24 protein-coding genes are annotated in these 24103 nt (G+C 63.3%); 12 read left to right on the plus strand and 12 right to left on the minus strand.

Annotated elements, in window-relative coordinates; all coding sequences use genetic code 11:
* The first annotated feature begins 31 nt into the window (after window positions 1–31).
* From D6858_RS04310 to D6858_RS04335, 6 genes are all read left to right on the plus strand, one after another.
* On the plus strand, window positions 32–1861 hold the full coding sequence (locus tag D6858_RS04310; RefSeq protein ID WP_120107914.1) for an aminopeptidase P family protein: 1830 nt from the start codon (window positions 32–34) through the stop codon (window positions 1859–1861).
* A 67-nt stretch (window positions 1862–1928) separates the two neighbouring features.
* A complete protein-coding gene (locus D6858_RS04315) occupies window positions 1929–2321 on the plus strand; it encodes a VOC family protein (RefSeq protein ID WP_120107917.1) in 393 nt (130 codons plus the stop codon).
* Between the two features lie 13 nt (window positions 2322–2334).
* Complete coding sequence (locus tag D6858_RS04320) at window positions 2335–2733, plus strand: cupin domain-containing protein (RefSeq protein WP_120107491.1); 399 nt, start codon at window positions 2335–2337, stop codon at window positions 2731–2733.
* Between the two features lie 190 nt (window positions 2734–2923).
* Complete coding sequence (locus D6858_RS04325) at window positions 2924–3514, plus strand: EF-hand domain-containing protein (protein WP_120107494.1); 591 nt, start codon at window positions 2924–2926, stop codon at window positions 3512–3514.
* A 72-nt stretch (window positions 3515–3586) separates the two neighbouring features.
* Window positions 3587–4321, plus strand: a complete 735-nt coding sequence (locus D6858_RS04330) for a response regulator (RefSeq protein WP_120107496.1) — start codon at window positions 3587–3589, stop codon at window positions 4319–4321.
* Entirely contained in the window at window positions 4318–5733 is a 1416-nt protein-coding gene (locus tag D6858_RS04335; protein ID WP_120107499.1) for a sensor histidine kinase, read from the plus strand. The genes D6858_RS04330 and D6858_RS04335 overlap by 4 nt, the downstream gene beginning before the upstream one ends.
* Before the next feature lie 390 nt (window positions 5734–6123).
* Here the strand turns inward: D6858_RS04335 and D6858_RS04340 are convergent, their stop codons facing one another.
* From D6858_RS04340 to pheS, 4 genes are read right to left on the minus strand one after another with little or no spacing between them, the layout of a single operon-like run.
* The gene (locus D6858_RS04340) at window positions 6124–7647 is read right to left on the minus strand and encodes a peptide chain release factor 3 (protein WP_102154944.1); all 1524 of its coding nucleotides are present in this window, start codon (window positions 7645–7647) and stop codon (window positions 6124–6126) included.
* 19 nt (window positions 7648–7666) lie between these two features.
* Window positions 7667–8413 carry an SDR family NAD(P)-dependent oxidoreductase gene (locus D6858_RS04345; protein WP_120107501.1) on the minus strand — a complete coding sequence of 249 codons (747 nt, stop codon included), beginning with the start codon at window positions 8411–8413 and terminating at the stop codon, window positions 7667–7669.
* On the minus strand, window positions 8410–10800 hold the full coding sequence (gene pheT, locus D6858_RS04350) for a phenylalanine--tRNA ligase subunit beta (protein WP_120107504.1): 2391 nt from the start codon (window positions 10798–10800) through the stop codon (window positions 8410–8412). The genes D6858_RS04345 and pheT overlap by 4 nt, the downstream gene beginning before the upstream one ends.
* Window positions 10797–11900, minus strand: coding sequence for a phenylalanine--tRNA ligase subunit alpha (gene pheS / locus D6858_RS04355; RefSeq protein ID WP_120107506.1), 1104 nt, complete (start codon window positions 11898–11900; stop codon window positions 10797–10799). The genes pheT and pheS overlap by 4 nt, the downstream gene beginning before the upstream one ends.
* A gap of 324 nt (window positions 11901–12224) precedes the next feature.
* On the opposite strand from pheS, the gene D6858_RS04360 reads away from it, so the two are divergent.
* Window positions 12225–13106 carry an SH3 domain-containing protein gene (locus D6858_RS04360; RefSeq protein ID WP_120107919.1) on the plus strand — a complete coding sequence of 294 codons (882 nt, stop codon included), beginning with the start codon at window positions 12225–12227 and terminating at the stop codon, window positions 13104–13106.
* Here the strand turns inward: D6858_RS04360 and D6858_RS04365 are convergent.
* The 6 genes from D6858_RS04365 to glpX form a co-directional block, all read right to left on the minus strand.
* A complete protein-coding gene (locus tag D6858_RS04365; RefSeq protein WP_225082585.1) occupies window positions 13099–14031 on the minus strand; it encodes an AraC family transcriptional regulator in 933 nt (310 codons plus the stop codon). The two genes, D6858_RS04360 and D6858_RS04365, sit on opposite strands and share 8 nt — an antisense overlap.
* Window positions 14032–14218: 187 nt before the next feature.
* Window positions 14219–14575, minus strand: coding sequence for a 50S ribosomal protein L20 (rplT, locus tag D6858_RS04370; RefSeq protein WP_102154939.1), 357 nt, complete (start codon window positions 14573–14575; stop codon window positions 14219–14221).
* Window positions 14576–14601: 26 nt separating this feature from the next.
* A complete protein-coding gene (gene rpmI, locus D6858_RS04375; RefSeq protein ID WP_102154938.1) occupies window positions 14602–14805 on the minus strand; it encodes a 50S ribosomal protein L35 in 204 nt (67 codons plus the stop codon).
* Window positions 14806–15188: 383 nt separating this feature from the next.
* The gene (gene hisN / locus D6858_RS04380; RefSeq protein ID WP_120107509.1) at window positions 15189–15968 is read right to left on the minus strand and encodes a histidinol-phosphatase; all 780 of its coding nucleotides are present in this window, start codon (window positions 15966–15968) and stop codon (window positions 15189–15191) included.
* Between the two features lie 10 nt (window positions 15969–15978).
* Window positions 15979–16914 carry a ribose-phosphate pyrophosphokinase gene (locus tag D6858_RS04385; protein WP_120107512.1) on the minus strand — a complete coding sequence of 312 codons (936 nt, stop codon included), beginning with the start codon at window positions 16912–16914 and terminating at the stop codon, window positions 15979–15981.
* A gap of 191 nt (window positions 16915–17105) precedes the next feature.
* Entirely contained in the window at window positions 17106–18092 is a 987-nt protein-coding gene (gene glpX / locus D6858_RS04390) for a class II fructose-bisphosphatase (protein WP_120107514.1), read from the minus strand.
* Between the two features lie 56 nt (window positions 18093–18148).
* Here glpX and D6858_RS04395 point away from each other — a divergent pair, with 56 nt between their 5' ends.
* Complete coding sequence (locus D6858_RS04395; protein WP_133305241.1) at window positions 18149–18781, plus strand: hypothetical protein; 633 nt, start codon at window positions 18149–18151, stop codon at window positions 18779–18781.
* Here D6858_RS04395 and D6858_RS04400 read toward each other — a convergent pair.
* Window positions 18765–20075 carry a homoserine dehydrogenase gene (locus tag D6858_RS04400; protein ID WP_120107518.1) on the minus strand — a complete coding sequence of 437 codons (1311 nt, stop codon included), beginning with the start codon at window positions 20073–20075 and terminating at the stop codon, window positions 18765–18767. The genes D6858_RS04395 and D6858_RS04400 overlap by 17 nt on opposite strands.
* 76 nt (window positions 20076–20151) lie before the next feature.
* Complete coding sequence (locus D6858_RS04405) at window positions 20152–21027, minus strand: hypothetical protein (protein ID WP_165859629.1); 876 nt, start codon at window positions 21025–21027, stop codon at window positions 20152–20154.
* A gap of 336 nt (window positions 21028–21363) precedes the next feature.
* Between D6858_RS04405 and D6858_RS04410 the strand changes: the two genes are divergently transcribed.
* From D6858_RS04410 to D6858_RS04425, 4 genes are all read left to right on the plus strand, one after another.
* On the plus strand, window positions 21364–22041 hold the full coding sequence (locus D6858_RS04410; RefSeq protein ID WP_120107521.1) for an energy transducer TonB: 678 nt from the start codon (window positions 21364–21366) through the stop codon (window positions 22039–22041).
* 83 nt (window positions 22042–22124) lie between these two features.
* Window positions 22125–22919, plus strand: a complete 795-nt coding sequence (locus D6858_RS04415; protein WP_120107524.1) for a MotA/TolQ/ExbB proton channel family protein — start codon at window positions 22125–22127, stop codon at window positions 22917–22919.
* A gap of 85 nt (window positions 22920–23004) precedes the next feature.
* The gene (locus D6858_RS04420; RefSeq protein WP_205664873.1) at window positions 23005–23538 is read left to right on the plus strand and encodes an ExbD/TolR family protein; all 534 of its coding nucleotides are present in this window, start codon (window positions 23005–23007) and stop codon (window positions 23536–23538) included.
* Window positions 23539–23574: 36 nt separating this feature from the next.
* Window positions 23575–24009: an ExbD/TolR family protein gene (locus tag D6858_RS04425; protein WP_120107527.1), complete on the plus strand. Its 435-nt coding sequence runs from the start codon at window positions 23575–23577 to the stop codon at window positions 24007–24009.
* Window positions 24010–24103 lie beyond the last annotated feature (94 nt).

Consider the following 24103-nt stretch of genomic DNA (forward strand, 5'->3'; position numbering starts at 1 on the left):
GCCCTATGTGGGATGCGAAAGGACCGCAACCATGCTCATGCAAACCGAAACCGACTCTGGCGCAGCCCGCCTTGCCGCTCTGCGCGCCGAACTCGAAAAACGGGGGCTGGATGGCTTTGTCGTCCCGATTTCCGACGAACATATGAGCGAATATATCGGCGGCTATGCCCAGCGACTGGCATGGCTGACCGGGTTCGGCGGATCGGCGGGCACCGCCGTGGTGCTGAAAGACAAGGCGGCGATCTTCGTCGACGGGCGTTATACCGTGCAGGTGCGCGATCAGGTCGACGAAAACCTGTTCGAATACCAGTCCGTGCCCGCGACCAGCCCGGCCAGATGGCTGCAACAGAACGCACCCGAAGGCGCGAAGATCGGTTACGACGCCTGGCTCCATTCGAAGGCCTGGGCCGAAGGGGTGGAACAGGCACTGGCGAAACGCGATGGTGCACTCGTCGCCACCGACGGCAACCCGATCGACGCCGTATGGGCCGACCGCCCTGCCCCGTCCGATGCGCCCGCACTGGTTCACGTCGATGAACGTTCGGGCCGCTCCAGCGCCGACAAGCGCGCCGAAGTGGCCGACTGGCTGAAGAGCGAGGGATACGATGCCGCGGTGATTTCCGCGCTCGATTCGGTCGCATGGCTGCTCAACATCCGTGGCACCGATATCGAACGCACCCCGGTGGCGCTGGCCTATGTCATCGCCCATGCCGATGGCACAGCGGACCTGTTCATCGGTGAAGACAAAGTGACCCCCGAACTGACGCAGCATCTCGGCAATGCGGTCACCATCCGCCCGCGCACCGCGTTCGAGGGCGCGCTGGGGGAACTGAGCGGCAAGACCGTGACGGTCGATCCGTCATACGGGGTAGCGGCGATTTATCACGCGCTGGAAGCTGCCGGGGCCACGCCAGTGACCGAACGCGATCCCACGATCCTGCCCCGCGCGATCAAGAACCCGGTGGAGCAGCAGGGCCACCGCGACGCACAGGCGCGCGACGGGGCCGCGATCGCCAAATTCCTCCACTGGCTCAGCGTCGAAGGGCCGAAGGGCACGCTGGACGAGCTGACCGCGGCGGCACAACTGCGCGCCTTCCGCGATGAAAGCGACATCCTGCGCGACCTGTCTTTCGATACGATCAGCGCCGCCGGGCCGCACGCCGCGCTGCCGCATTATCGGGTGGACGAAGACAGCAATCTCAAGATCGCACCGGGCAGCATATTCCTGTGCGATTCGGGCGGCCAGTATCTCGACGGCACGACCGATATCACTCGCACGATGTGGATCGGCACGCCCGACGGGCAGGCCCAGCCCACCGCGGAAGAGAAAGACCGCTTCACCCGCGTGCTGAAAGGGCACATCGCGCTCGACCGGGCGATCTTCCCCGAAGGGACGCCGGGCAGCGCGCTCGACAGCTTCGCGCGCCAGTTCCTGTGGAATGCCGGGGTCGATTATGCCCACGGCACCGGGCACGGGGTGGGCAGCTTCCTCTCGGTCCACGAAGGGCCGCAGCGGATCGCCAAGGCCAGCGGATCGCAGCCGGGCACCGATCAGCCGCTGATGCCGGGCATGATCCTGTCCAACGAACCGGGCTATTACAAAGCGGGCGCCTACGGCATCCGCATCGAAAATCTGGTGCTGGTGGTGGAACAGCAGATCGATGGCGCGGAAGGGGCGTTCTACGGCTTCGAAACGCTGACCTTCGCGCCGATCGACCGGACTCTGGTGGACACCACGCTGCTCACCGAAGAGGAAATCGACTGGTGGAATACCTACCACGCGAAAGTGCGCGCGCTGATCGCGCCGCAACTGGATGGCGCGCCGCTGGCGTGGCTGGAGGACGCCTGCCGCCAGTTGTGATGACGATTGCCATGTTGGGTTTGTTCTCGTAATGTTCCGCCACTGATTCGCGGTAAGGAGAATGGCGATGATCGGATACGTTACGCTGGGCACCAACGATTTGCAGGGCAATGCCCCGTTCTACGACGCACTGGCGAAGGAAATGGGCGTCGACCGGATGATGGATTTCGACAGCTTCATCGCATGGGGCGAACCCGGCGGCGCAGCAGGCGTGGCGCTGACCAAACCGTTCGACGAGCAGGCGGCAACGGTCGGCAACGGCACGATGGTCGCACTGGAAGCGAAAGATCCCGATCAGGTCACGCGCCTCTACACCATCGCGCTGGAAAACGGCGGCACCGACGAAGGGGCACCCGGCCCGCGCGGGGAAGCCGATGCCAATGGGCTGACGTTCTATGCCGCCTACTTCCGCGATCGCGATGGCAACAAGCTCAACGCGTTCTGCATGGCAAAACTATAGAGGGTATGCGGCGATGGCGGGCATTCCCATAGAACGCTTCCCGATCCACCTCGGCCTGAGCGCGAGCGCGGGGCAGGAACCGGAATTCACCGGTGATCTGTCGTGGTACGAAGCATATGGGGTCCGCCACGCCGCCGACGGGGCCGAAGGGCGGCTGGTAACTGTCCATTCCTTTTCCAGCGACTGGAACATGTGGGAAATGCACCCGCATGGCGACGAAGTGGTGCTGTGCCTCGAAGGCGAGATGGCGCTGCATCAGGAACGGCCCGATGGAACGGACGACACCGCGACGATTGCAGCGGGCGAATATGTCATCAACCCGGCAGGGACCTGGCACACCGCCGATATTGCCTGCCATGCGAAGGCGCTGTTCATTACTGCGGGCGAGGGAACCCGGCACCGCCCGCGCTGAACTTTCACGCAGGTGAACGACTTTATATTCCCGTTATAATTCGCGACAAATTTGGCCAATCGCGGGATACAGGTGCGACATTAGGGTTCTAGAACGGCATTTGTGAGCTGCGGTGGCACCGGATCGGTTCCTCCCCCTTCTTCGACCGGACGCCCCGCAGCTCTTCCCGTTTCCCGACAGGAGCTAAGATATGCGTAAACTGACACTCTCGATCGCTGCGGCGACCCTTGCCACTACCGGCCTTGCCGGTGTCGCCTATGCCGCACCCGGCATGATGTCCAAAGGCGGTGACACCACCCGTGCTGAGGCAGCAGCCAAGGCCGATGCCATGTTCGCCAAGATGGACGTGAACGGCGATGGCAAAATCGACCAGGCCGACCGCGCCGCCAAGAAGGCCAGGATGTTCGACCGGATGGATGCCGATAAAAGCGGCTCGGTCAGCAAGGAAGAATTCGCCGCCGCTGGCAAGAAGAAAGGCGGGCCCGATGGTGAAATGCGCGGCGAACGGCGCAGCAAACATGGCGACCGCATGGGTAAACGCGGCCACCGGGGTGGCGGCATGGCGATGATGAAGATGGCCGATACCAACAAGGATGGCGCCATCAGCAAGGCCGAATTCCAGACTGCCGCGCTCAAGCGCTTCGACGCCGCCGACGCCAACAAGGATGGCACGGTAACCGCCGCCGAGCGCAAGGCCGCCCACGATGCGATGAAGGCCAAGTGGCAACAGATGCGCGCGCAGAAGCAGGCGCAGAAACCCGCCGCACCCGCGACCAACTGATCGCACCTAGGCTACCCACAGCTTCGACGGGGCGTGCTTGACCGGCGCGCCCCGTCATGTGCACTTGAGATCATGACCGAACCCGCCCCCATCCGCATCCTGCTGGTCGACGACGAAGCGACTTTGCGCGAACCGCTTGCCGCCTATCTCTCGCGGCAGGGTTTCGCTGTCCGCGAAGCCGATAGCGCCGCCGCCGCGCGCAGTGCCTTGCTGGAGGAAAGCCCCGATCTCGCGCTGCTCGACATCATGATGCCGGGGGAAGACGGGCTGTCGCTGTGCCGCCATCTGGTGGAGGCGAAAGATCTGCCGGTTATTCTCCTCACTGCGAAAGGCGAAGCGACCGACCGTATCGTCGGGCTGGAAATCGGCGCGGACGACTACGTCGTTAAACCGTTCGAACCGCGCGAACTGGTCGCTCGCATCCGGTCGGTCTTGCGCCGTTCGCACCGCGCGACGCCGGTGGAAGAGGACGCGGGCTACGAATTCGAAGGCTGGCAGCTCGATCCGCTCAAGCGCCGTTTGACCGATCCCGAAGGCACCACAGTACCGATTTCGACTGCCGAATTCCGCCTGCTGGTCGCCTTCCTCGACCGCCCCCGGCAAGTGATCGACCGTGACCGTCTACTCGATATGGTGCAGGGTCGGGAGGCGCACCTGTTCGACCGCGCGGTCGATAATCAGGTCAGTCGCCTGCGCCGCAAGATCGAAACGGACAGCCGCAACCCCTATTTCATTCAGACCGTGCGCGGCGGTGGATATCGCTTCGCCGCCGATGTGCGCCGTATCACGGGCGGAACGAGCGCATGATGCGCCTGTGGCCGCGCAGCCTGTTGGGGCAGGTTCTGCTGGCCGTGGCGGCCGCGTTGCTGATCGCGCAAACGATTTCAGCGGTCCTGCTCTATCGTTCCAGCGAGCAGCGGCGCGAATCCGCTATTCTCCATTCGCTGGCCTATCGCCTCGAATCCTCTCAGGCTGAGCGGCGCGAAGCGCGCGAACACCGCTTCCGCCGCGACGACGATATCGATTCCGACGACAAGCGCGACATGCGCTCTCGGGAAAACCACGATCGCCGCCTGCCCCGTGCCTTGCGACTGGAAATCACCGACAGCTCCCCACTGGCCGATGGCGAGCAACGCGATCTCGCGCGAGAGAAAGCGCTTCGCACCATTCTGACTGAAGAAGATGCCCGGATCGGTGATCTGGTGGTGCTGTCCCGCGATCCGCACCACGATGCCGCATTTGCCCGCATCGCAGGCACACGGTTCGAACTGCCCGATGGCGAGCTGGTAATCGCCGGGCTGCGCCTGACCGATAGCGATCAATGGCGGGTTGCCCGCGTATTCGCCCGCAATGGCGATCAGCGCGCCCTGCAAACGCTGGTGGTGCAAACGGCGGTGCTCTACCTCGTGCTGGTTGGCATTCTGGCGCTGCTGCTGCGGCGGATTACCCGCCCGCTGGCCGCGCTGACCAACCGGGTTGAGCGGTTTGCCCGTTCACAGGATACCGAGGGCCAGATCGAGCCTACCGGCCCCGACGATCTGCGCCGCCTGATCACCGCACATAATGCGATGGAAGCACGCATCGCTGCGATGCTGGATGAAAAAGACGTGATGCTGGGCGCAATCGGTCACGATCTCAAAACCCCGCTGGCCGCGCTGCGTGTGCGGATCGAATCGGTCGAAGACGAAGGCGAACGCGCGCGCATGGCCGCGGGAATCGAAGACATCACCCGCTCGCTGGACGACATCCTGTCGCTCGCCCGCGTGGGCCGCGCCAGTGAACCGCCCGAACGCACCGATCTGGGCGCGCTGGCGGCTGCCGTGGTGGAAGAATTCGAGGATATGGGACAGCCGGTTACACTGGCCGACGGGCCACGCGTCGTCGCGCCCGTACATGTCACATGGGCCCGCCGGGCGCTGCGTAATCTGGTGTCGAATGCGGTGCGATACGGCGGCGCGGCAGAGGTGTCGCTTGACCGTGAGGGTAACGAGGCCGTGCTGCGCGTGGCCGATCATGGCCCCGGCATTCCGGCCGATCGCATTGCCGACATGATGGAACCTTTCGCCCGCGGCGAGGCAAGCCGCAATCGCGAAACCGGCGGCACCGGCCTCGGCCTCACACTCGCCCGTGCGATTGCCGAACAACATGGCGGGCGACTGGTGCTGGCCAACAGACCCGAAGGCGGTCTGGTTGCGGAGTTGCGCCTGCCGATGGAATGAAGCTCGCCTCGCCGCGTTGCGAGGAGCGCAGCGATGCGGCAATCCGTGGACAAACCTCACCCAGCCACATCCGGCGAGGCAGGCGGGACCGTCGGCTCATGGATTGCTTCACTACGTTCGCAATGACGAGTGGGTGAAAGACGGTGGCACTAGCGGGCCTGCTTATGGAAAGCGGCGCCACCCTCCCCCCTCGTCATTGCGAGGAGCGTAGCGACGCGGCAATCCAAGGACAAACCTCGCCCACCCACGACAGGCGCGGCAGGCGGCACCGTCGATCCACGGATTGCTTCACTACGTTCGTAATGACGAGGGGTGAAAGGCGGTGGCACTGGCGGGCCTGCTTATGGAAAGCGGCGCGCGGTCCAAACCGGCACACCGTCACCGCGCCGCTTACCGTTCCTTGGTTGCGGAAAACGTCAGGTCCGGGTTCTTTTCCGCCTGATAGTTCACGTCCCACGGGCTCTTGGCCATGAAAACCAGATCGCCATCGCGATCTTTCGCCAGATGGGCGCGGTTGAAATCTTCGAACGACTTCATCGCTTCCGCACTGCCTTTCAGCCAGCGCGCGGTGGCGAACGGGGCCGCTTCCAGCATCGCCTCCACTTTGTATTCTGCCGACAGGCGGGAAACCAGCACATCCAGCTGAAGCTGGCCCACAACACCCACAATCCATTGCCCGCCGATTTCGGGATAGAACACCTGAATCACGCCCTCTTCGCTCAGATCGTCGAGCGCCTTGCGAAGCTGTTTGGTCTTCGTCGGGTCTTTCAACACCACCCGGCGCAGGATTTCCGGGGCGAAATTGGGCAGGCCGGTAAAGCGCACTGCGTTCTTCTCGCTCAGCGTATCGCCCACCCGCAGCGTGCCGTGGTTGGGAATGCCGATGATATCGCCCGCTTCGGCGGTATCGGCGATTTCGCGGTCCTGCGCGAAAAACAGGATCGGGGAATGCACCGCGATCGGTTTGCCCAGCCCGCTCGGCGTCAGCTTCATCCCGCGTTTGAAAGTGCCCGACACCATCCGCATGAAAGCGATCCGGTCGCGGTGCTGCGGGTCCATATTGGCCTGCACCTTGAACACGAACCCGGTCACTTCGTCGCGGTCGGGGCTGATCTGTTCATCGCCCGCCGGTTGCGGACGCGGCGGCGGGGCGAACCGGGCGATCGCTTCGATCAGTTCGGTCACTCCGAAATTCTTGAGCGCAGACCCAAAATAGACCGGGGTCAGATCGCCGTTGCGATAGGCATCCAGATCGAATTCGGGATAGCCGATCTGCGCCAGTTCGACATTTTCGGCCACATCATCGGGCAATGCGGCATCGGCATCGCGGCGGCCGTGGAATTCCTTGCTCGGCCCTTCGGGGCGGGCGACTGTGCCGCTGGCGAAATCGAGCACCCCTTCGAACTGGCCCCCCATCCCCACGGGGAACCCTTGTGGCGACACGTCGAGCGCCAGCATATCGGCAATCTCGTCCAGCAATTCGAACACCGGGCGGCCTTCGCGGTCCACCTTGTTCACGAACGTGATGATCGGCACCGAACGCAGGCGGCACACCTCGAACAGTTTGCGCGTCTGCGGCTCGATCCCCTTGGCCGCGTCGATCACCATGATCGCGCTGTCGACCGCGGTCAGCGTGCGATAGGTATCTTCGGAGAAATCCTCGTGCCCCGGCGTGTCGAGCAGATTGAACGTGATCCCGTCGCGTTCGAACGTCATCACGCTGGAGGTGACCGAAATCCCGCGCTGCTGTTCGATCTTCATCCAGTCGCTGCGTGCGCGACGGGCGGCCCCGCGCGCCTTGACCTCACCTGCAAGGTGGATCGCGCCGCCGGTCAGCAGCAGCTTTTCCGTCAGCGTGGTCTTACCCGCGTCGGGGTGAGAAATGATCGCGAATGTGCGGCGATTGGATGTCATAAAGGGAACAGCAGTTCGGTCAGTCGCGGGCGACACGGAAGCCGGCGAAATCCTGATTCACGGGCATCAGTTCGATGCGGTTGATGTTGAGGTGCGGCGGCAGTTCGGCAATCCAGCGGATCGTGGCGGCGATATCGCCGCCCGTCATCGGGTGAACGCCGCCATACAGATCGTCGGATGCCTGCTGGCTGCCAGTGCGGACCAGCGTGAATTCGGTTTCCACCATCCCCGGCTCGATCGATGTCACCCGCACTCCGGTGCCGTGCAGATCGGCGCGCAGCGCGAGCGTGAAGTGATTGGCGAACGCCTTGCTGCCGGCATAGACATTGCCGCCGGGATAGATGTAGCTGCCCGCCACCGAACCAATAGTGATGATCGCCCCTTTGCGCGCGATCAGGCCCGGCAACATCTTGCGCGTGAGCCTGACCATCGCGGTGACGTTGGTATCGATCATCGTCTGCCAGTCGTCCAGGTCGGCATCTTGCGCGGGGGCAAGGCCGCGCGCCAGACCGGCGTTGTTCACCAGCAGATCGATCTCAGCAAATTCAGGGGGCAGATTATCCAGCGCGGCATCGCGGGCGGCATCGTCGCGCACGTCGAACACCGCCGGGTGCACTTTATCCGCGCCCAGATCCGCCACCAGCGCATCGAGCCGTTCGGCACGCCGCCCGGTGGCGATGCAACGCCACCCGGCGTCGACCAGTGTGCGAACGGTCGCCTCGCCAATGCCCGATGTCGCGCCGGTGACCAGTGCCGTCTTCGTCATGCGCGCAACTCCGCCCCCTGCTTCGCCGCCGAGGTTACGATCTTGTCGGCAATGGCCTTGATCTCTTCATCGGTGAAGCTCTTGGCCGTGGGCTGAAGCACGACTTCTACCGCAACCGATTTCTTGCCATCGGGCACCCCTTGCCCGGCGAACACGTCAAACACCCGGGCCGATACGATATTGGCCTTGTCCGCGCCCTTCACCGCACGCACCAGATCGCCTGCGGGCAGGCTGGCGTCGACGAGAAACGCGAAGTCACGCGTCACCGCCTGCAATGCAGGCGGGGCATAAGCCGCGCGGGCAAAGCCGGGGTTCTTCGGCGCAGGAATCGCATCGAGGAACAGTTCCACCGCCATCACCGGCCCTTCGATATCGAACGCCTCCAGCGTCGTGGGGTGGAGTGCACCAAACCGGGCGAGCACGTTTTTCGGGCCGAGCCGCAATGTGCCCGACTGCCCCGGATGGAATTGCGGACCGGCCTCGCCCATCACCTGCAGGTTGCCGACCGGCGCTCCCGCCGCCTCCAGCAAAGCAATCGCTTCGGCCTTGGCATCGTAAGCATCGAATGGTGCGGCCTTGCCGGTCGCCCAGCCCCGCGACACCTTGTCGCCCGCCAGCACGATGCCCATCGTCGCCCGCTCGTCGCTCGCACCGGCGTCACCGCGGAAATAGCGACGGCCCAGTTCGAACAGCCGCGTCGCATCGGCCCCGCGATCGGCATTCCGCTTGGCCGCCGCCAGCAATCCGGGGATCAGCGAAGGGCGCATAGCCTTCATATCTTCGCTGATCGGGTTTTCCAGCACCCACAGCCCGCCATTGCCATCGGCGAAATGATCGGCATCCGCTTCGGGTAGAAACGACCATGTAATCGCTTCGGACAGGCCACGCGCGGCGGCGGCGCGGCGCACTTTGCGTTCGCGCAGCTGCTCAGGCGTGGCAGTGGGGCGGGCAACGCCATCGGTCTGCGGCAGCGCCACACTGGCCACTTTGTCCAGCCCGTGAATGCGGACGACTTCCTCGACGATATCCGCCGCGCCTTCGATATCGTGGCGGCGCAGCGGGGCCGTAACCTGCCAGCTATCGTCGACCACGAAATCGAGGCTTTCGAGGATACGGCGCTGTTCGTCGGCCACGATATCGACCCCGCCCAGTTTCGCAGCCAGCGCAGGATCGTATGCCACGACCGTCGGCTCGCTCGGCGGAGAGCCCGCGCGGACGACTTCGCTCGCTTCGCCACCGCAGATCTTGAGGATCAGCGACGTCAGCAGATCCAGCCCGCCATCGAGGAACGCCGGATCGACCCCGCGCTCGAACCGGGTGCACGCATCGCTCGACAGGCCCAGTTTGCGCCCGGTCACACCGATCCGTTCGGGATCGAAATAGGCGATTTCGAGCAGAACATCGGTGGTGCTGTCCGAACAGCCCGAGTGCTCGCCACCCATGATCCCGGCGATATCGTGCACGCCGTTATCATCCGCGATAACCGTCATGCTGTCGTCGAGCGTATAGGTCTTTTCGTTGAGCGCGAGGACTTGCTCGCCTGCCTGGGCCCGCCGTGCCACCACCGCGCCATTCAGCTTCGCCAGATCGTACGCGTGGGCCGGGCGACCGAACGCCAGCATCAGATAGTTCGTGATGTCGACCAGTGCGCTGATCGGGCGCTGCCCTGCGGCGCGCAGCCTGCGCTGCATCCAGTCGGGCGATGCACCATTGCTGACGCCCCGGATTACCCGGCCATAGAATGCCGGGCACCCTTCGGGATCGTCTGTGCGGATTTCCACCGGGCAGGGGAATGTACCCGCGACAGGCTCTGCCCTCACGGGCTTGAACACGCCGATACCTGCCGCCGCCAGATCGCGCGCGATGCCTTCCACGCCCATGCAATCGGGCCGGTTGGGGGTAATCGCCACATCGAACACCGGCGATGCCGCGTTGTATTCGGCAAAGGCCATGCCAACCGGTGCATCGGCGGGCAGTTCGATAATCCCGTCGTGATCGTCGCCCAGCTCCAGCTCGCGCACGGAGCACATCATGCCATTGGATTCGACACCGCGGATCGCGCTCTTGCGTAATTCCATGCCATTCACCGGCACGACCGCACCGGGCAAGCCGAGAACGCCCTTCATCCCCGCACGGGCGTTAGGCGCGCCGCAGACGACCTGCAACGGATCGCCTTCACCGGTATCGACCGACAGCACCTGCAGCTTGTCCGCATCGGGATGCGGGGCGGCGGTCAGCACATGGGCCACGCGGAACCCGGCGAACCGTTCAGCGGGGTCTTCGATCGCTTCCACTTCGATGCCGATAGCGTTGAGCTTCGCGGAAATCTCCGCTGCGCTCGCTTCGGTGTCGAGGAAGTACTTCAGCCATTCGAGCGAGAATTTCATGCGCGTGCTCCCACTCCGCCCGACAGGGTCGGTTGGTCGAACGGGCTAAACCCGTAATGCGCCAGCCAGCGCGGATCGCCATCGAAGAACGCGCGCAAATCATCCATCCCGTATTTGAGCATAGCCAGCCGGTCGACACCGACGCCGAAGGCAAAGCCTTGCCATTTATCGGGGTCCAGCCCGGCGAATTCGATCACCCGGCGGTTGACGACGCCCGAACCGAGCAGTTCCATCCATCCGTGGCCCGGCGCATCGCCGTCACCGCCCAGAACGCGGCGGTCCTTCACATCTTTCCAGCCGACATCGACTTCCACGCTCGGTTCCGTGAACGGGAAGTAGCTGGGGCGCAGACGCAGCACGATATCGTCACGTTCAAAAAACGCCTTGAGGAAAGTTTCCAGCGTCCATTTGAGGTGCCCCAGATGGATCCCCTCGTCCACGACCAGCCCTTCGATCTGGTGGAACATCGGGGTGTGGGTCGCGTCGCTGTCGCTGCGATAGACACGTCCCGGCGCAATGATGCGGATCGGCGCACCCTGCGCCATCATGCTGCGGATCTGCACCGGCGAGGTATGGGTCCGCAACAACATCCGGTTCCCGTCCGCATCGCAATCGGGGAAATAGAACGTGTCGTGCATCGCGCGCGCCGGGTGCGTTTCCGCCATGTTGAGCGCGGTGAAGTTGTGCCAGTCGTCTTCTATTTCCGGCCCGGTGGCGACCGAGAAGCCCATGTCCGCGAAGATTTCCGCCAGCTCGTCCATCACCTGACTGACCGGGTGAACACTGCCGCGCGGTGCCTCTGGCGCGGGCAATGTCAGGTCCAGCGTTTCGCTGGCCAGTTGCGACTCCAGCGCGGCGGCATCGATCTCTGCTTTGCGCGCGGCAATCGCATCGCTGACCTGAGCGCGGATCGACTGAATGCGCGGACCTTCGCTCTGGCGCTGTTCGGGGGTCATCCCGCCGAGAGTCTTCAGCAGCTGGCTGACCCAGCCTTGTTTACCCAATGCGGCCACGCGCTGCATATCGAGCGCGGCGGCATCGCTGGCATCGCGGATTGCGGCCAAAGCTTCGGCCAGCTTGGATTCGTTCGTATCGGTCATCGTGGGAAGGCCCCTAAGGGTCTGCCCGGAAACTGGCAATGGCCGCGATTATCCCGCCGCCTTTCCCGGCACGGGCCGGTGGAACACCTGAGACGCTTCCTCTGACATCCGACAGGGCGGTCACAGCTTTGCAACGGGAATGCAGCCCAACCTTTCCGATCTGTTATTTCCCTCCAGAATATGCCAAAAGTAAAGCAATGTCCGTGCGATGCAGGTGAAAGAGCATCAGGCAATCGCACGTCGAGTCGCATGTAACGTCCTTGCGACTATCGCGTCGGAACAGGGGTCGCGGTGGTCATCCATGTATTTGGGAAACAGACGACCATGCGTACATCGACATACCTTCTCGCCATTGGCGCAATGGCCAGTGCAACTCCGGCATTCGCTGCGAAAAACCCTCCGCCCGAACTGACCAAATGCGATAGAAGCATTGGCACAATCGCTCTGATCGATGGCGATGTTGCCGGGTGGTCGGAATATGGACTGGGCAGCCCTCGCGCGTTGCTTAACGCGCTGGCAACCGAATCGGGTTGCTTCACGCCGCAGACCGATCCCAGCGTCCCTGCGCGCTTCCTGATGACCGCCGTGGCCGGCAATCAGGAAGAAGTCGACAAGAGCGTCGAGATGGCGAAGGGCGCCGCCGGAGAGGCTCTGATACGGTCGGGAGCTGCCGGATCGATCCTCAGCAAAGTGCCGTTCGGTGGCTCTGCGCTGGGCATGTTTGGCGGGCTGGGCGGCAAGAAGAAGACTGTTGCCGCTGGCCTCAAAATCGTCAGCCCGATGACAGGTCAGGCAATCGCATCGGGTTCGGGATCGGTCAGGAAGACCACCATCAGCTTCGGCAATGCGGGCGGATTTGGCTGGGCCAGCGACGCCGCCTCTGCCGCCGGGTATCAGGGCAACAAGAACGGCGAGCAACTGGCCGAAGCGTTCATCATCGCTTTCAACCAGGTCGTTGCGCAACGCGCACTGCTGGAAGCCGCGCCTGCGCCGGGGGGTGCCGCATCGCCCGCCTCAGCAAGCACATCCGCCGTTGTCGCGGTGGACAGCCACATCTACGCCGCGCCTGCCAAGACCGCTGCACAGGTGCGGTCAGTGCGCGCCGGGACCGAGCTCAACCCTACTGGCAAGCGCGAAGGGCTGTTCGTGGAAGTAACCGACAATTATGGCACAACCGGGTGGGTTTCGGTCGAAGACCTTAAATAGCTGACGATGACGGCGCGGCGTGCCCGGAATCGAGCGCGCCGCGCACGTTCAGTGCACCTTCCGGTTTGTCGAGGGTTTGCGCGGGTGAACCCCACATCCGCTTTCGCTCTGCCATAAACGCGCTCAGCACGGGATGCGGCAATGCCGCGTATTCGCTGGGCGTCATATGCATGAACGCCCGGAAGTCGCGCGTGAAGTGAGCGTGATCGTGGTAGTGTTCGTCGATAGCCGCCTTCCATTGCCCTTGCTCAGCCAGCATGAAAGTCGCGAGCGTTCGCATGAACCGCTGACGGCGCAGCAGCAGCTTTGGCGGAAACCCGAAATGGCGCCTGCAAACCCGCTCCAGCACACGCACTGACAGGCCGGAGCGTTTGGACAATTCCGCCACATTGGCGACCTCTGGATCGACCAGCGCTCCATGCACCAGTGTTATGGTGTCGGTGTCGCCACACGGTTCATCGATAGAGCGGAAGAATGCGATCAGCTGCGCCAGTTCCGCCTCGTCATCAGGATCGTTCGCGAAGATGTTACTGAGCGAAGCGAAGCGCGTGAACGCGGGATGCTTTTCGACTTCCGCCAGCAGGTTCGCGTGATCTGCCGCCTGCAGCCGGACAAACCGTGCCCAGCCCAATGGCAACAGGCCGATGCCCCACATCCGGGTAGAGGCGATTTCGAACCGGTTGGGCACCGAACTTGGCCCGGTCACCAGCAGCCGCGCACCTTCAACCGTTGAACCGCCGATCATGTTGGATCGCGGCAGGTCTTGCGAAAAGACCCGCAGATTGGCCCATTCGGGCTGGAGATGGTCGGTTACAGTGCCGCCGCCCGGCATAGTGAACGTGGCCCGATAGAAGGTGGTGAAACACCCATCGAATTCAGGTGGCGGCGCAAAGAACCGCACATCGACATGACATTCCTCTGGCACGACCCCGTTGTCCCCCCGTGGACGAACTAGCGCTTCCCCAATTTCTCCTTGGTTTTCCAAGGTTGTGCGCCTTCGAGCACTAAGTTTCGAAAATTGCAACCCGGCTTGCAAACCGGGCACATGCAAAAGGGGCGCCGATGGCAATGCCACGGCGCCCCCTTGCGATTCGTATCGGCGGAAGTCCGGCTTAGCCGAGTGCCTTCTTCGCCTGTGCGATGATCGACGTGAAGGCCGCGCCTTCGTTCATCGCGAGGTCGGCCATAACCTTACGGTCCAGCTCGATCCCGGCCAGTTTCACGCCATGCATGAACTGCGAATAGGTGAGACCTTCGGCGCGCACTGCGGCGTTGATCCGCTGGATCCACAGCGCGCGGAAAGTGCGCTTCTTCACCTTGCGGTCGCGGTAGGCATACTGCCCGGCCTTTTCGACCGCCTGACGGGCGACGCGAATGGTGTTCTTGCGGCGACCGCGATAGCCCTTGGCCTGGTCGAGAATCCGCTTGTGCTTCTGGCGTGTGGTCACGCCGCGTTTAATGCGAGGCATATCCTATATCTCCTGCTACCGGGCGCTCAATCGAGGCCGTAAGGGGCCCACTTCTTGATCGTCTTCGCATCGGCGTCAGAGATCACAGAAGTGCCACGGTTCTGGCGGATGTACTTCGCATTGTGGCTGATCAGGCGGTGGCGCTTGCCGGCCACACCGTGCTTGACCTTGCCGGTCGCGGTGATCTTGAAGCGTTTCTTCACACCGCTCTTGGTCTTCATCTTGGGCATTTTCGTCTCCTTTCGGGGACACGTACGGCCAGCCCTGGCAGCCCTTGTTCGCCAGGCCGGCACATGAATCACGTGTCGGTGAAGCGCGCGCCACTAGCGGGCGTGGCCGCCAAAGGCAAGCACCGATACTACCCCGTCGCTTGGGCACATGGGCTGCGTTCAGGATCGGCACGGGCAGCCTGAACAAGTGTTACACATGTTACACTGTCCTGACGAAGAAAAACCCGCCCCAGCGCCGGACCCGCGCAGGCCGACAGGGGCCATACCCGCGAAGCCATGCGGACAGTGATTTTTCAGAGAGGGAAAGTTAAGCCAAACCATGCGGCGCACTGTGCCGGGCGATCCCGCTGTAGGAAAGCGCCGCGCACTCGCACGCACCCGGATCAATGATGGCAGGCGAGCGCCTCGACCACGTCTTCCAGTCTGGCAGGATCGCCCAGCGCCAGCACGTGACCATCGCTGTCGATATGCAGCGGATCACCGTTCCAGTCGCACATCGTGCCACCGGCCCCCTCCACCACCGGGACCAGCGCGGCCCAGTCGTGCAGTTTCAGGTTGGCTTCGCACACCACATCGATCTGCCCTGTGGCGAGCATCGCGTAGTTATAGCAATCGCCACCCATCACCATGCGCTTGTGATCGGTCTTCGCAGCCAGTCCCATGAAATGGGCGCCATCGTGATCGTCGAAATAATGCGGCCCGGTGGTCGCCAGTGCAGCATCGGCCAGTTCGCGGCAGGCGCGCGTGGTCACTGGCTGACCGTTGAGCGTCGTCGCCTGCCCGGTCACGCCCAGCCAGCGTTCTTTCAGGATCGGCTGATCGATCATACCCAGCACCGGCCAGCCATCGTGCAGCAGCGCGATCAATATGCCAAAGATAGGGCGCCCCGCCAGAAAGGCAGTGGTCCCGTCAATCGGATCGAGCACCCATTGCCGCCCGCTCTCGCCTTTCTCGTATCCGAATTCCTCGCCCGTGATCCCATCGCGCGGGACCTCTGCGGCAAGAATGCGCCGCATCGCCTCTTCCGCGCCGCGATCCGCGTCGGTCACCGGGGATGCATCGGCCTTACGCTCCGCATCCACCGCCCGGAAATGCGGCCGGATAGCCGCCCCGGCCGCATCGGCCAGTCGGTGCGCCAGCGCGATGTCGTCGGCAATACTCACAGCGCGCCGATCAATCGAACAGCGAGCTGACCGAGCTTTCATCCGCAATCCGGCGCACGGCCTCGCCAATCAGCGGAGCAATCGTGAGGATGCGGATGCGGCTCGAATCACTGGCGGCGTCGGTCGCGCGGATGGTGTCGGAAATCACCAGTTCTTCCAGCGCGGAGCTGTCGACACGCGCCACTGCCCCGCCCGACAGCACACCGTGCGTGATATAGGCGGCAACCGACTTGGCCCCGTTATCGAGCAGCGCCTGCGCCGCGTTGCACAGCGTGCCGCCCGAATCGACGATATCGTCGATCAGGATGCAGTGGCGGCCCGATACGTCACCGATGATGTTCATCACTTCGGATTCGCCGGGCCGGTCGCGCCGCTTGTCGACGATAGCCAGCGGCGCGTTGTCGAGCCGCTTGGCGAGCGCGCGGGCGCGGACCACGCCGCCCACGTCGGGCGACACCACCATCAGCTCGCGATCGCCATAGCGGGCCTGAATATCCGCCGCCATCACCGGCGCGGCAAACAGGTTGTCGGTGGGGATGTCGAAGAAACCCTGAATCTGGCCAGCGTGAAGATCGACCGACAGCACACGGTCGGCCCCCGCCTGCGTAATCAGGTTGGCGACCAGCTTGGCGCTGATCGGGGTGCGCGGGCCGGGTTTGCGATCCTGCCGGGCATAGCCGAAATAGGGAACCACCGCAGTGATCCGGCGGGCCGACGCGCGCCGCAGCGCGTCGATGCAGATCAGCAGTTCCATCAGGTTATCGTTGGCCGGAAAGCCGGTCGACTGGATCACGAACACATCTTCGCCGCGCACGTTTTCGTGGATTTCGACGAACACCTCTTCATCCGCGAACCGGCGGACGCTGGCATCGGTCAGCGGCATTTCGAGATAACCCGCAATCGCCCGGGCAAGCGGGAGGTTCGAGTTGCCTGACATGATCTTCATCGCACTGGGGCTCCCTCGGCTGACGGCACAGAATCGCGTAAATGTGGGCTCCCGGCGGGATTAGCCGGGAGTCTCACGATTGCAACAGGGCCTGCCCGCGTTGTGGACAGGCTTGATAATTCTTGCGACGGCGTGGGCACGTCGGGCTGTCCCGCAAGGGAGAGCCGCGCGCGGCACACGGTCACACGCGATCAGATGCGGTGTTCGCCCCGGATCCAGCGAACCGTCCCGCTCGATGCGCGCATCACCACGCTTTCCGTCGTCATCTTGCCGCCGCGCAGGCGCTTCACTCCATCGAGCAGCGATCCGTCGGTCACGCCGGTCGCCGCGAAGATGCAGTCGCCTTTCGCCAGTTCTTCCAGCTTGTAAATCCGGTCGAAATCCTTGTCCGCGATGCCCCATTTGCGGGCGCGGGCTTTTTCGTCTTCGTTGCGGAACACCAGTCGCCCGTTGAACTGCCCGCCGACACAGCGCAACGCGGCTGCGGCCAGCACACCTTCGGGCGCACCGCCTTGCCCCATGTACATGTCGATCGTGGTATCGGGATCGGTCACCGCGATCACGCCCGCCACGTCGCCATCGCCGATCAGCACCACGCCGCAACCCAGACCGCGCAGTTCCGCGATCAGATCGGCATGGCGTGGCCGGTCGAGCACGCAAACGATGATATCGCTCGGTTCGACACCCTTTGCCGCGGCCACCGCCTTGACGTTTTCGGTCGGGCTTTTCGCCAGATCGATGATTCCTTCGGGATAGCCGGGGCCAACCGCCAGCTTGTCCATATATGTATCGGGCGCGTTGAGCAGGCAGCCTTCTTCCGCGGCGGCCAGCACGGCCAGCGCGTTGGGCCCGGCCTTCGCGGTGATCGTGGTGCCTTCCAGCGGGTCGAGCGCGATGTCGATTTTCGGCCCCTTGCCCGGCGCGCCGCCGACTTTTTCCCCGATGTAGAGCATCGGCGCTTCATCGCGTTCGCCTTCGCCGATCACGACGGTGCCGTCCATGTACAGTTCGTCGAACGCCTTACGCATCGCTTCCACCGCGGCGGCATCGGCGGCCTTTTCATCACCACGCCCCACCAGCTTGCTGGCGGCGATAGCGGCAGCTTCGGTCACGCGGACCATTTCGAGCACGAGCACCCGGTCGAGCGCGTTGGAGGTCGAAGGTGTCGTCTTGTTCATGGCAGATTCAGTCCCTGAAGCGAGTGTTAGGGCCCGGTAGCCGAAGGAGCCCGGGATTGTCGAGCAGTGCACGCCGGGTTGTTCGCTATGCGGTTGCCCTGGCAATGATTTCCCCGTCTACCGCTTACGCGCAGGACGGCAATGCAGTGACCGCCGAACAGGCCATTGATACCGCGAAGCAGGCCTATGGCCCGCCAGCGAAAGAAAAAAAGAGCAAGTGCCCTGCGCCCGAACCGGGCGGCCCCATCGTCGTGTGCGGCGAGCTGGAGGAACAGAGCCAGTTCCGCGTAAAATCGAGCATGGAACTCGATCCGAGCACCGTGAAAGACATTGTCCCGCGTGCGCCCGATTTCGAACCGCATTACCCTGGCCCAGTCGTGGCGCGTGGATGCTTCGTGCCGCCGTGCCCCAAACCGATGCCGGTGATGATCGACCTGAAAGCGATTCCAGAAGCCCCACCCGGTTCGGATGCCGACCGCGTCGCGCGCGGGCTTGCCCCACGCGGCTATGACGGTGAACCACCCGAAGCCGGGAAGCCCGAAGCGATATCGAGCGATGGCGCGACACCTGGCGAACGGCCCGGAACGGGCGTCACGCCCGATGGCCAGCCTGACTCACCCGTAAACAGCGGCGATGCCGTGCACGGAAGCGCGGACGAGAATGAACCGCCCGTTACGCCGCCAGAATAGGCATCACCAGCGGCGGCGCGGTCAGGCTTTCCGACCCTTCCAGCAGGCGCAGCGCTTCGGTAACGGTGCGCGCCGGGCCTTCGTGGACGACCATCGCCACCAGCACTTCGCCGCCTTCCTTCTGGCGGCCCTGCTGGATCAGGCTTTCGATCGACACCCCGGCATCGCGCATCGCGGCGGTGATTTCCGCCAGCACACCGGGACGATCGGCAACGGTGAAGCGGATGTAATTGCGCCCGGTCCGTTCGCCCGCATCGGCGGGTTCGAGCGGGGCCAGATCGCCCACCGGCACCGAAAATGCCGGACCGGCTTCGCCACGGGCGATATCGATCAGATCGGCCACCACCGCGCTTGCGGTCGGGCCATCGCCCGCACCGGCGCCCTGAAACAGCAGGCGACCGGAGAAATTGCCTTGCGCGACCACTGCATTGGTCGGCCCGTCGACATGGGCGAGCGGATGTCCGTCGGGCACCAGACACGGGCGCACCCGCTGCAACAGGCGCTGCCCGCCACCGGGGGCAGGCTCGACATCCGCCGATCCGACCAGACGGATCACGAAGCCCAGATCCTTGGCCCGTGCGATATCCGCCGCGCGCACCCGCGCGATTCCCTCGGCATGGACTTGCGCGAAATCGAGCCGCGCACCGAACGCGATGGCCGACAGGATCGCCAGCTTGTGCGCGGCATCGATCCCTTCGATATCGAACGTCGGATCGGCTTCGGCATAACCATGCGCCTGTGCCTGTGCCAGCACATCGGCGAAATCGGCTCCACTGTCTTCCATCGTCGAGAGAATGAAGTTGCAGGTGCCGTTGAGGATGCCCTGCACGCTTTCGATGGCATTGGCCGCCGCGCCTTCGCGCAATCCCTTCACCACCGGAATACCGCCAGCGACTGCCGCTTCGAATTTGAGCGCGACCCCGGCCGATTCAGCCGCTTCGGCCAATGCAAGCCCATGATGCGCGATCATCGCCTTGTTAGCGGTAACCAGCCCTTTGCCCTGCGCGATGGTGTTGCGCGCCAGCGTGAGCGCGGGCCCGTCCGAACCGCCGACCAGTTCCACCACGATATCGACATCGTCGCGCGCGGCCATCGCCGTCATATCGTCGCACCAGTCGTAGCGCGACAAGTCGACTCCGCGATCCTTCGCCCGGTCGCGCGCACTGACAGCCACGATCTGCAACGGGCGACCTGCGCGCGCGCCGACCAGCGCGGCGTTCTCGTCCAGCAGACGAATCACTCCTGCTCCGACAGTGCCCAGCCCGGCCAGCGCGATCCGCAACGGTTCGGCCATGATACGTAAAACTCCCTTCACCAAAGTCGCGCTGGCTCCCTAGGCGAGCGGCGCGGCGCTGGCAAAGATAGAGATACTATTGCCGGGAAAGGGTGCGGGCGCAGGGGCCGAGTTGCCGCATCACATAGGCATAATCGTCCTCCGCCAGCGCGCGCGACACGGAATCGCGCGACAGGTTCGCCTTTGCGGGCAATTGCGCGGGAAGGAAACAGGCGAGCCTGTACCATTCTAAAGAATCCCGCGCGGGCGGTCGCGCCGCCTGATCGACGATTTCGGAAAACGATACGCCCCACACCGGTTCCATACCGGGGCGGCGCACGACCGAGATCGACACCGGATCGCCGCTACGGGTAGAAAGGAACATCTGGGTTTCGGATTCACCCGCCAGTGTGCCGGGCACCGCCAGTGCATCGCGCACACCGGTGATATGCGGCGGCGCGGCGGGCGACAGCATCGCCGTCAGAATGGGGCGAATGCGCTGCTCCAGTTCCGGCGTCCATGGCTGTTGCGCCCCCGCCCCCACAAGTTGCAGCTCGCCCGGCCTGCCGGGAACGGCGCGGGCGAACAGCAGGAAATCCTGTTTCTTCAACTTGGGAGCCTTCCCACGCGAATCGAGCGGCAGATCGACCAGATATCGCAGCGATTCGCCCACCGGCGCAGAGCCCGAAACCAGCGCCACCGTCGCTGCCTCGACATAGATTCGCACCATTCCGGGCGCGACATTGGGCGCTCTTTCAGGCGATACGGTAGCCTGACTGGTCACCTTCACATGGACCACTGCATTGGCCGCATCGGCCAGATCCGCCAGGTCCGCATACGTTAGCCGGGAGGATGCCGATGAAACCGGTTCCGCCGCCGCAAGAGGCGTAGAAACCCCTCCTGAAAAAGGGAGAATTGCGAGCGCAATGGCGGTGCCGATGGCCCGGCGGCGAAAGGGGATGGTCTTAATCATAACGTTCTCCGCGATAGCGACTCCAGTTGGGTATGGAAACCGGATCGCGCTTTATCCGTTGCAGACGACAGGCTCTGAATTCACGGTGAACCGATAAAGGATTTGCGCGGTGCGAATGAGCCCGTTAAGAGTTCGCTCGAACCGGGAGAGGAAAACCATAATGTCCCGGACGTCCAGACTGGATCATCGGGGGTCCGGTGGACGTTAAGTTCCACCTAATCCGGTGGAATGCAGGGTGGACAGCAGTGATTGCGTCGAGGCGCGGCATAAGCTCGCGTCCTCGAAGTGTGTTTGCCGGGCCTCGCCCGGCGTGAGACGATGGAGTGATGCGACTGAATGGCCTACGCAGACCAACAGATGAGCGGCAACAAGATTGTCGCTATTGTCATCGTTGCGCTCATCCATATCGCCCTCGGTTATGCGCTCGTCACCGGACTTGCCTATTCGGCAGTCAAAAAGGCGATCGAACGTGTAACCACAGTCGATATCAAAGAGCCGGAGCCCGAGAAGAAACCCCCCCCGCCGCCGCCTGAGAAGCAGCCCGACACGACACCGCCCCCGGTTGTCGCGCCGCCGCCGCCGATCAATATTGCGCCGGCACCGCCGCCGATCCAGACGCAGCCGACGATTCCGCCGCCCGCACCGCCGGTGCTGCGCGTACCGCCGCCTGCTCCTGTGGCCCCGCCCCCGCCGCCGGCTCCGCCGCCGCCGAAGTTCCAGCCCAAGCCGCCAAGTCCGCGTGGCAACCCTGGTTCGTGGGCCAACTCCAACGACTATCCGTCGCGCGCTCTGCGTGAGGAGCGTGAAGGAACCACAGGGTTTACTGTTCAGGTGGACGCGAATGGTCGGGTAAGCAGTTGTACTGTAACTCGTTCGAGCGGCAGCTCGGATCTCGACAATACGACATGTTCGTTGATTACACGTCGTGCCCGCTTCAAGCCGGCGACTGACGGTAACGGCGATGCGGTCGCCAGCAGCTGGTCCAGCTCTGTGCGCTGGGAAATTCCGAAGTGACAATCCGCCGGACCAAACCGCTGATGGGGCGGTCCGGCACCCCCTAATATTTTCATCCGTTTCATCTGAGAGGGTACTCGCAAATGATCATCAACATTCTTGCTGCCGCTGGTGGCGAAGCCGCACCCCAGAACAAGTTCGGGTTTGTCGAAGCGCTTAACCAGGGCGGTATCATCGCCTACTCCATTTTCGCCATCCTGGTGATCATGTCGGTGGGTTCGTTCTACATCCTCATCACCAAATGGCTGGAACAGCAGAAGATCCTGAACCAGTACAAGGCAATCCGCACCAATTTCTGGCGCGCACCCAGCCTGAAAGAAGGCGCTGCCAAGCTCGACAAGAACAGCGCATGGCGCCAGATTGTCGACGATGGCCTCGCTGCAGAAGATCAGCACGGCAAAATGACCGACAGCCTCGAAGCGCATGACTGGCTGCACGGCTCGCTGGCCCGTTCGGAAGCAGCGGTGAATTCGAAGCTTGCTGGCGGTCTGCCGTTCCTCGCAACCGTGGGTGCGACCGCACCGTTCGTCGGTCTGCTCGGTACGGTTATCGGCATTTATCGCGCTCTGATCGCGATCGGTCTTGCCGGTTCGGCATCGATCGACAAGGTTGCCGGTCCGGTTGGTGAAGCGCTGATCATGACCGCTATCGGTCTGCTCGTCGCGGTTCCGGCTGTGCTTGCTTACAACTGGCTGCAGGCCCGTAACAAGCGTATCGCCGAACTGCTCTCGGGCTTCTCGACCGATATCCTTGCGAACATCAATTCCAAGGGTGCTGTGAAGCCTGCCGTTCAGGCAGCTCCTGCGGCCAAGGCTGCGCCGAAGGCTCCTGCTGCCAAGCCGGCCACCACGACCGCTGGCGTTTCGCCGAAGAAGTAAGCCATTGTGCGGCGGGGCGCGACTATCGGTTGCGCCCCGCAGCTTCACCGCCCGTGCATGAAGTTTTGAGATAGGAAAAAACCCAATGGCGATTTCGACAGGCGGAGGCGGGGACGCAACCCCGATGTCGGACATCAACACCACTCCCCTCGTGGACGTGATGCTGGTGCTCCTGATCATCTTCCTGATCGCGGTCCCGGTCGCGATCCAGACGATCGACAAACTGCATATCCCGATCATGGAATCGACCGAAGCCAAGAACAAGGTCGATAACCTGCTGCTTACCGTCAGCACCACCGATTCCGCTGGCCGCAGCGCAGGCGAGCCGGGCTTTGAAGGTGCCTCACGCAACGGCGAATGCCGGGTGTATTTCAACAATATCACTCCGGTTACTTCGCAAGAGCTGTATGACGATGCGTTCAAACGCCTCGAAGCAATCGTGAAGCGCGCAGGCGGCCCGGCCGAAATGATGAAGAACCCGGACGATGTCCCGCAGGTGCAGATCCGCGGTGACGTGGAAGCGCCCTGGCGCTGTGTTGCCGGTACGATCTACAACGTGCAGGCGGCGGGTTATCCCACCGTCGGCTTCATCTCCACCCCGGTCGACCCCAACGGTTGATCGGGCTGGCAAGATATAATTCAGGAGTAGTTCCCCATGGCAATGTCAGGCGGCAAGGACGATGGTTCGCCGATGATGGAGATGAACACGACGCCGCTCATCGACGTCATGCTCGTCCTTCTCATCATGTTCATCATCACCATTCCGGTGGCTAACCACGCGGTTAACATCGACCTTCCTGCACCGAACCCGAACCCCCCGCCGCCGGACCAGATCGACCCGATCAAGAACAAGATCGTGCTGACTCCCGAAGGGCAGATTCTGTGGAACGGGACGCAGATCAACGAAGGTGAGCTGGTTCGCAATCTGGAAGCAACCAAGAACATCGATCCGGCTCCCGAGCTTCAGTATGAACCTGAAGCGCAGGCCAGCTACGATCTCTCGGCCAAGGTGCTTAACATCATCAAGGCTTCCGGCGTTTCCAAGTTCGGATTCGTCGGTAATGAAAAATATCGCTCCTTCGATAAGTGAGGCGCGCATCGGGACGAAAGCCCGATCAGATAAACGGAAGAGGGGCGGAGCGATCCGCCCCTTTTTTATTGCCTGATGCCATTGGCTGCGGGCT

This window comes from Tsuneonella suprasediminis, assembly GCF_003605755.1.
Taxonomy (GTDB): Bacteria; Pseudomonadota; Alphaproteobacteria; order Sphingomonadales; family Sphingomonadaceae; genus Tsuneonella; species Tsuneonella suprasediminis.

Bases quoted from the DNA above. Each gene is read 5' to 3' on its own strand.
- D6858_RS04310 (WP_120107914.1), top strand. From the start codon at position 32: ATGCTCATGCAAACCGAAACCGACTCTGGCGCAGCCCGCCTTGCCGCT.
- D6858_RS04315 (WP_120107917.1), top strand. From the start codon at position 1,929: ATGATCGGATACGTTACGCTGGGCACCAACGATTTGCAGGGCAATGCC.
- D6858_RS04320 (WP_120107491.1), top strand. From the start codon at position 2,335: ATGGCGGGCATTCCCATAGAACGCTTCCCGATCCACCTCGGCCTGAGC.
- D6858_RS04325 (WP_120107494.1), top strand. From the start codon at position 2,924: ATGCGTAAACTGACACTCTCGATCGCTGCGGCGACCCTTGCCACTACC.
- D6858_RS04330 (WP_120107496.1), top strand. From the start codon at position 3,587: ATGACCGAACCCGCCCCCATCCGCATCCTGCTGGTCGACGACGAAGCG.
- D6858_RS04335 (WP_120107499.1), top strand. From the start codon at position 4,318: ATGATGCGCCTGTGGCCGCGCAGCCTGTTGGGGCAGGTTCTGCTGGCC.
- D6858_RS04340 (WP_102154944.1), bottom strand. From the start codon at position 7,647: ATGACATCCAATCGCCGCACATTCGCGATCATTTCTCACCCCGACGCG.
- D6858_RS04345 (WP_120107501.1), bottom strand. From the start codon at position 8,413: ATGACGAAGACGGCACTGGTCACCGGCGCGACATCGGGCATTGGCGAG.
- pheT (WP_120107504.1), bottom strand. From the start codon at position 10,800: ATGAAATTCTCGCTCGAATGGCTGAAGTACTTCCTCGACACCGAAGCG.
- pheS (WP_120107506.1), bottom strand. From the start codon at position 11,900: ATGACCGATACGAACGAATCCAAGCTGGCCGAAGCTTTGGCCGCAATC.
- D6858_RS04360 (WP_120107919.1), top strand. From the start codon at position 12,225: ATGCGTACATCGACATACCTTCTCGCCATTGGCGCAATGGCCAGTGCA.
- rplT (WP_102154939.1), bottom strand. From the start codon at position 14,575: ATGCCTCGCATTAAACGCGGCGTGACCACACGCCAGAAGCACAAGCGG.
- rpmI (WP_102154938.1), bottom strand. From the start codon at position 14,805: ATGCCCAAGATGAAGACCAAGAGCGGTGTGAAGAAACGCTTCAAGATC.
- D6858_RS04385 (WP_120107512.1), bottom strand. From the start codon at position 16,914: ATGAAGATCATGTCAGGCAACTCGAACCTCCCGCTTGCCCGGGCGATT.
- glpX (WP_120107514.1), bottom strand. From the start codon at position 18,092: ATGAACAAGACGACACCTTCGACCTCCAACGCGCTCGACCGGGTGCTC.
- D6858_RS04400 (WP_120107518.1), bottom strand. From the start codon at position 20,075: ATGGCCGAACCGTTGCGGATCGCGCTGGCCGGGCTGGGCACTGTCGGA.
- D6858_RS04405 (WP_165859629.1), bottom strand. From the start codon at position 21,027: ATGATTAAGACCATCCCCTTTCGCCGCCGGGCCATCGGCACCGCCATT.
- D6858_RS04410 (WP_120107521.1), top strand. From the start codon at position 21,364: ATGGCCTACGCAGACCAACAGATGAGCGGCAACAAGATTGTCGCTATT.
- D6858_RS04415 (WP_120107524.1), top strand. From the start codon at position 22,125: ATGATCATCAACATTCTTGCTGCCGCTGGTGGCGAAGCCGCACCCCAG.
- D6858_RS04420 (WP_205664873.1), top strand. From the start codon at position 23,005: ATGGCGATTTCGACAGGCGGAGGCGGGGACGCAACCCCGATGTCGGAC.
- D6858_RS04425 (WP_120107527.1), top strand. From the start codon at position 23,575: ATGGCAATGTCAGGCGGCAAGGACGATGGTTCGCCGATGATGGAGATG.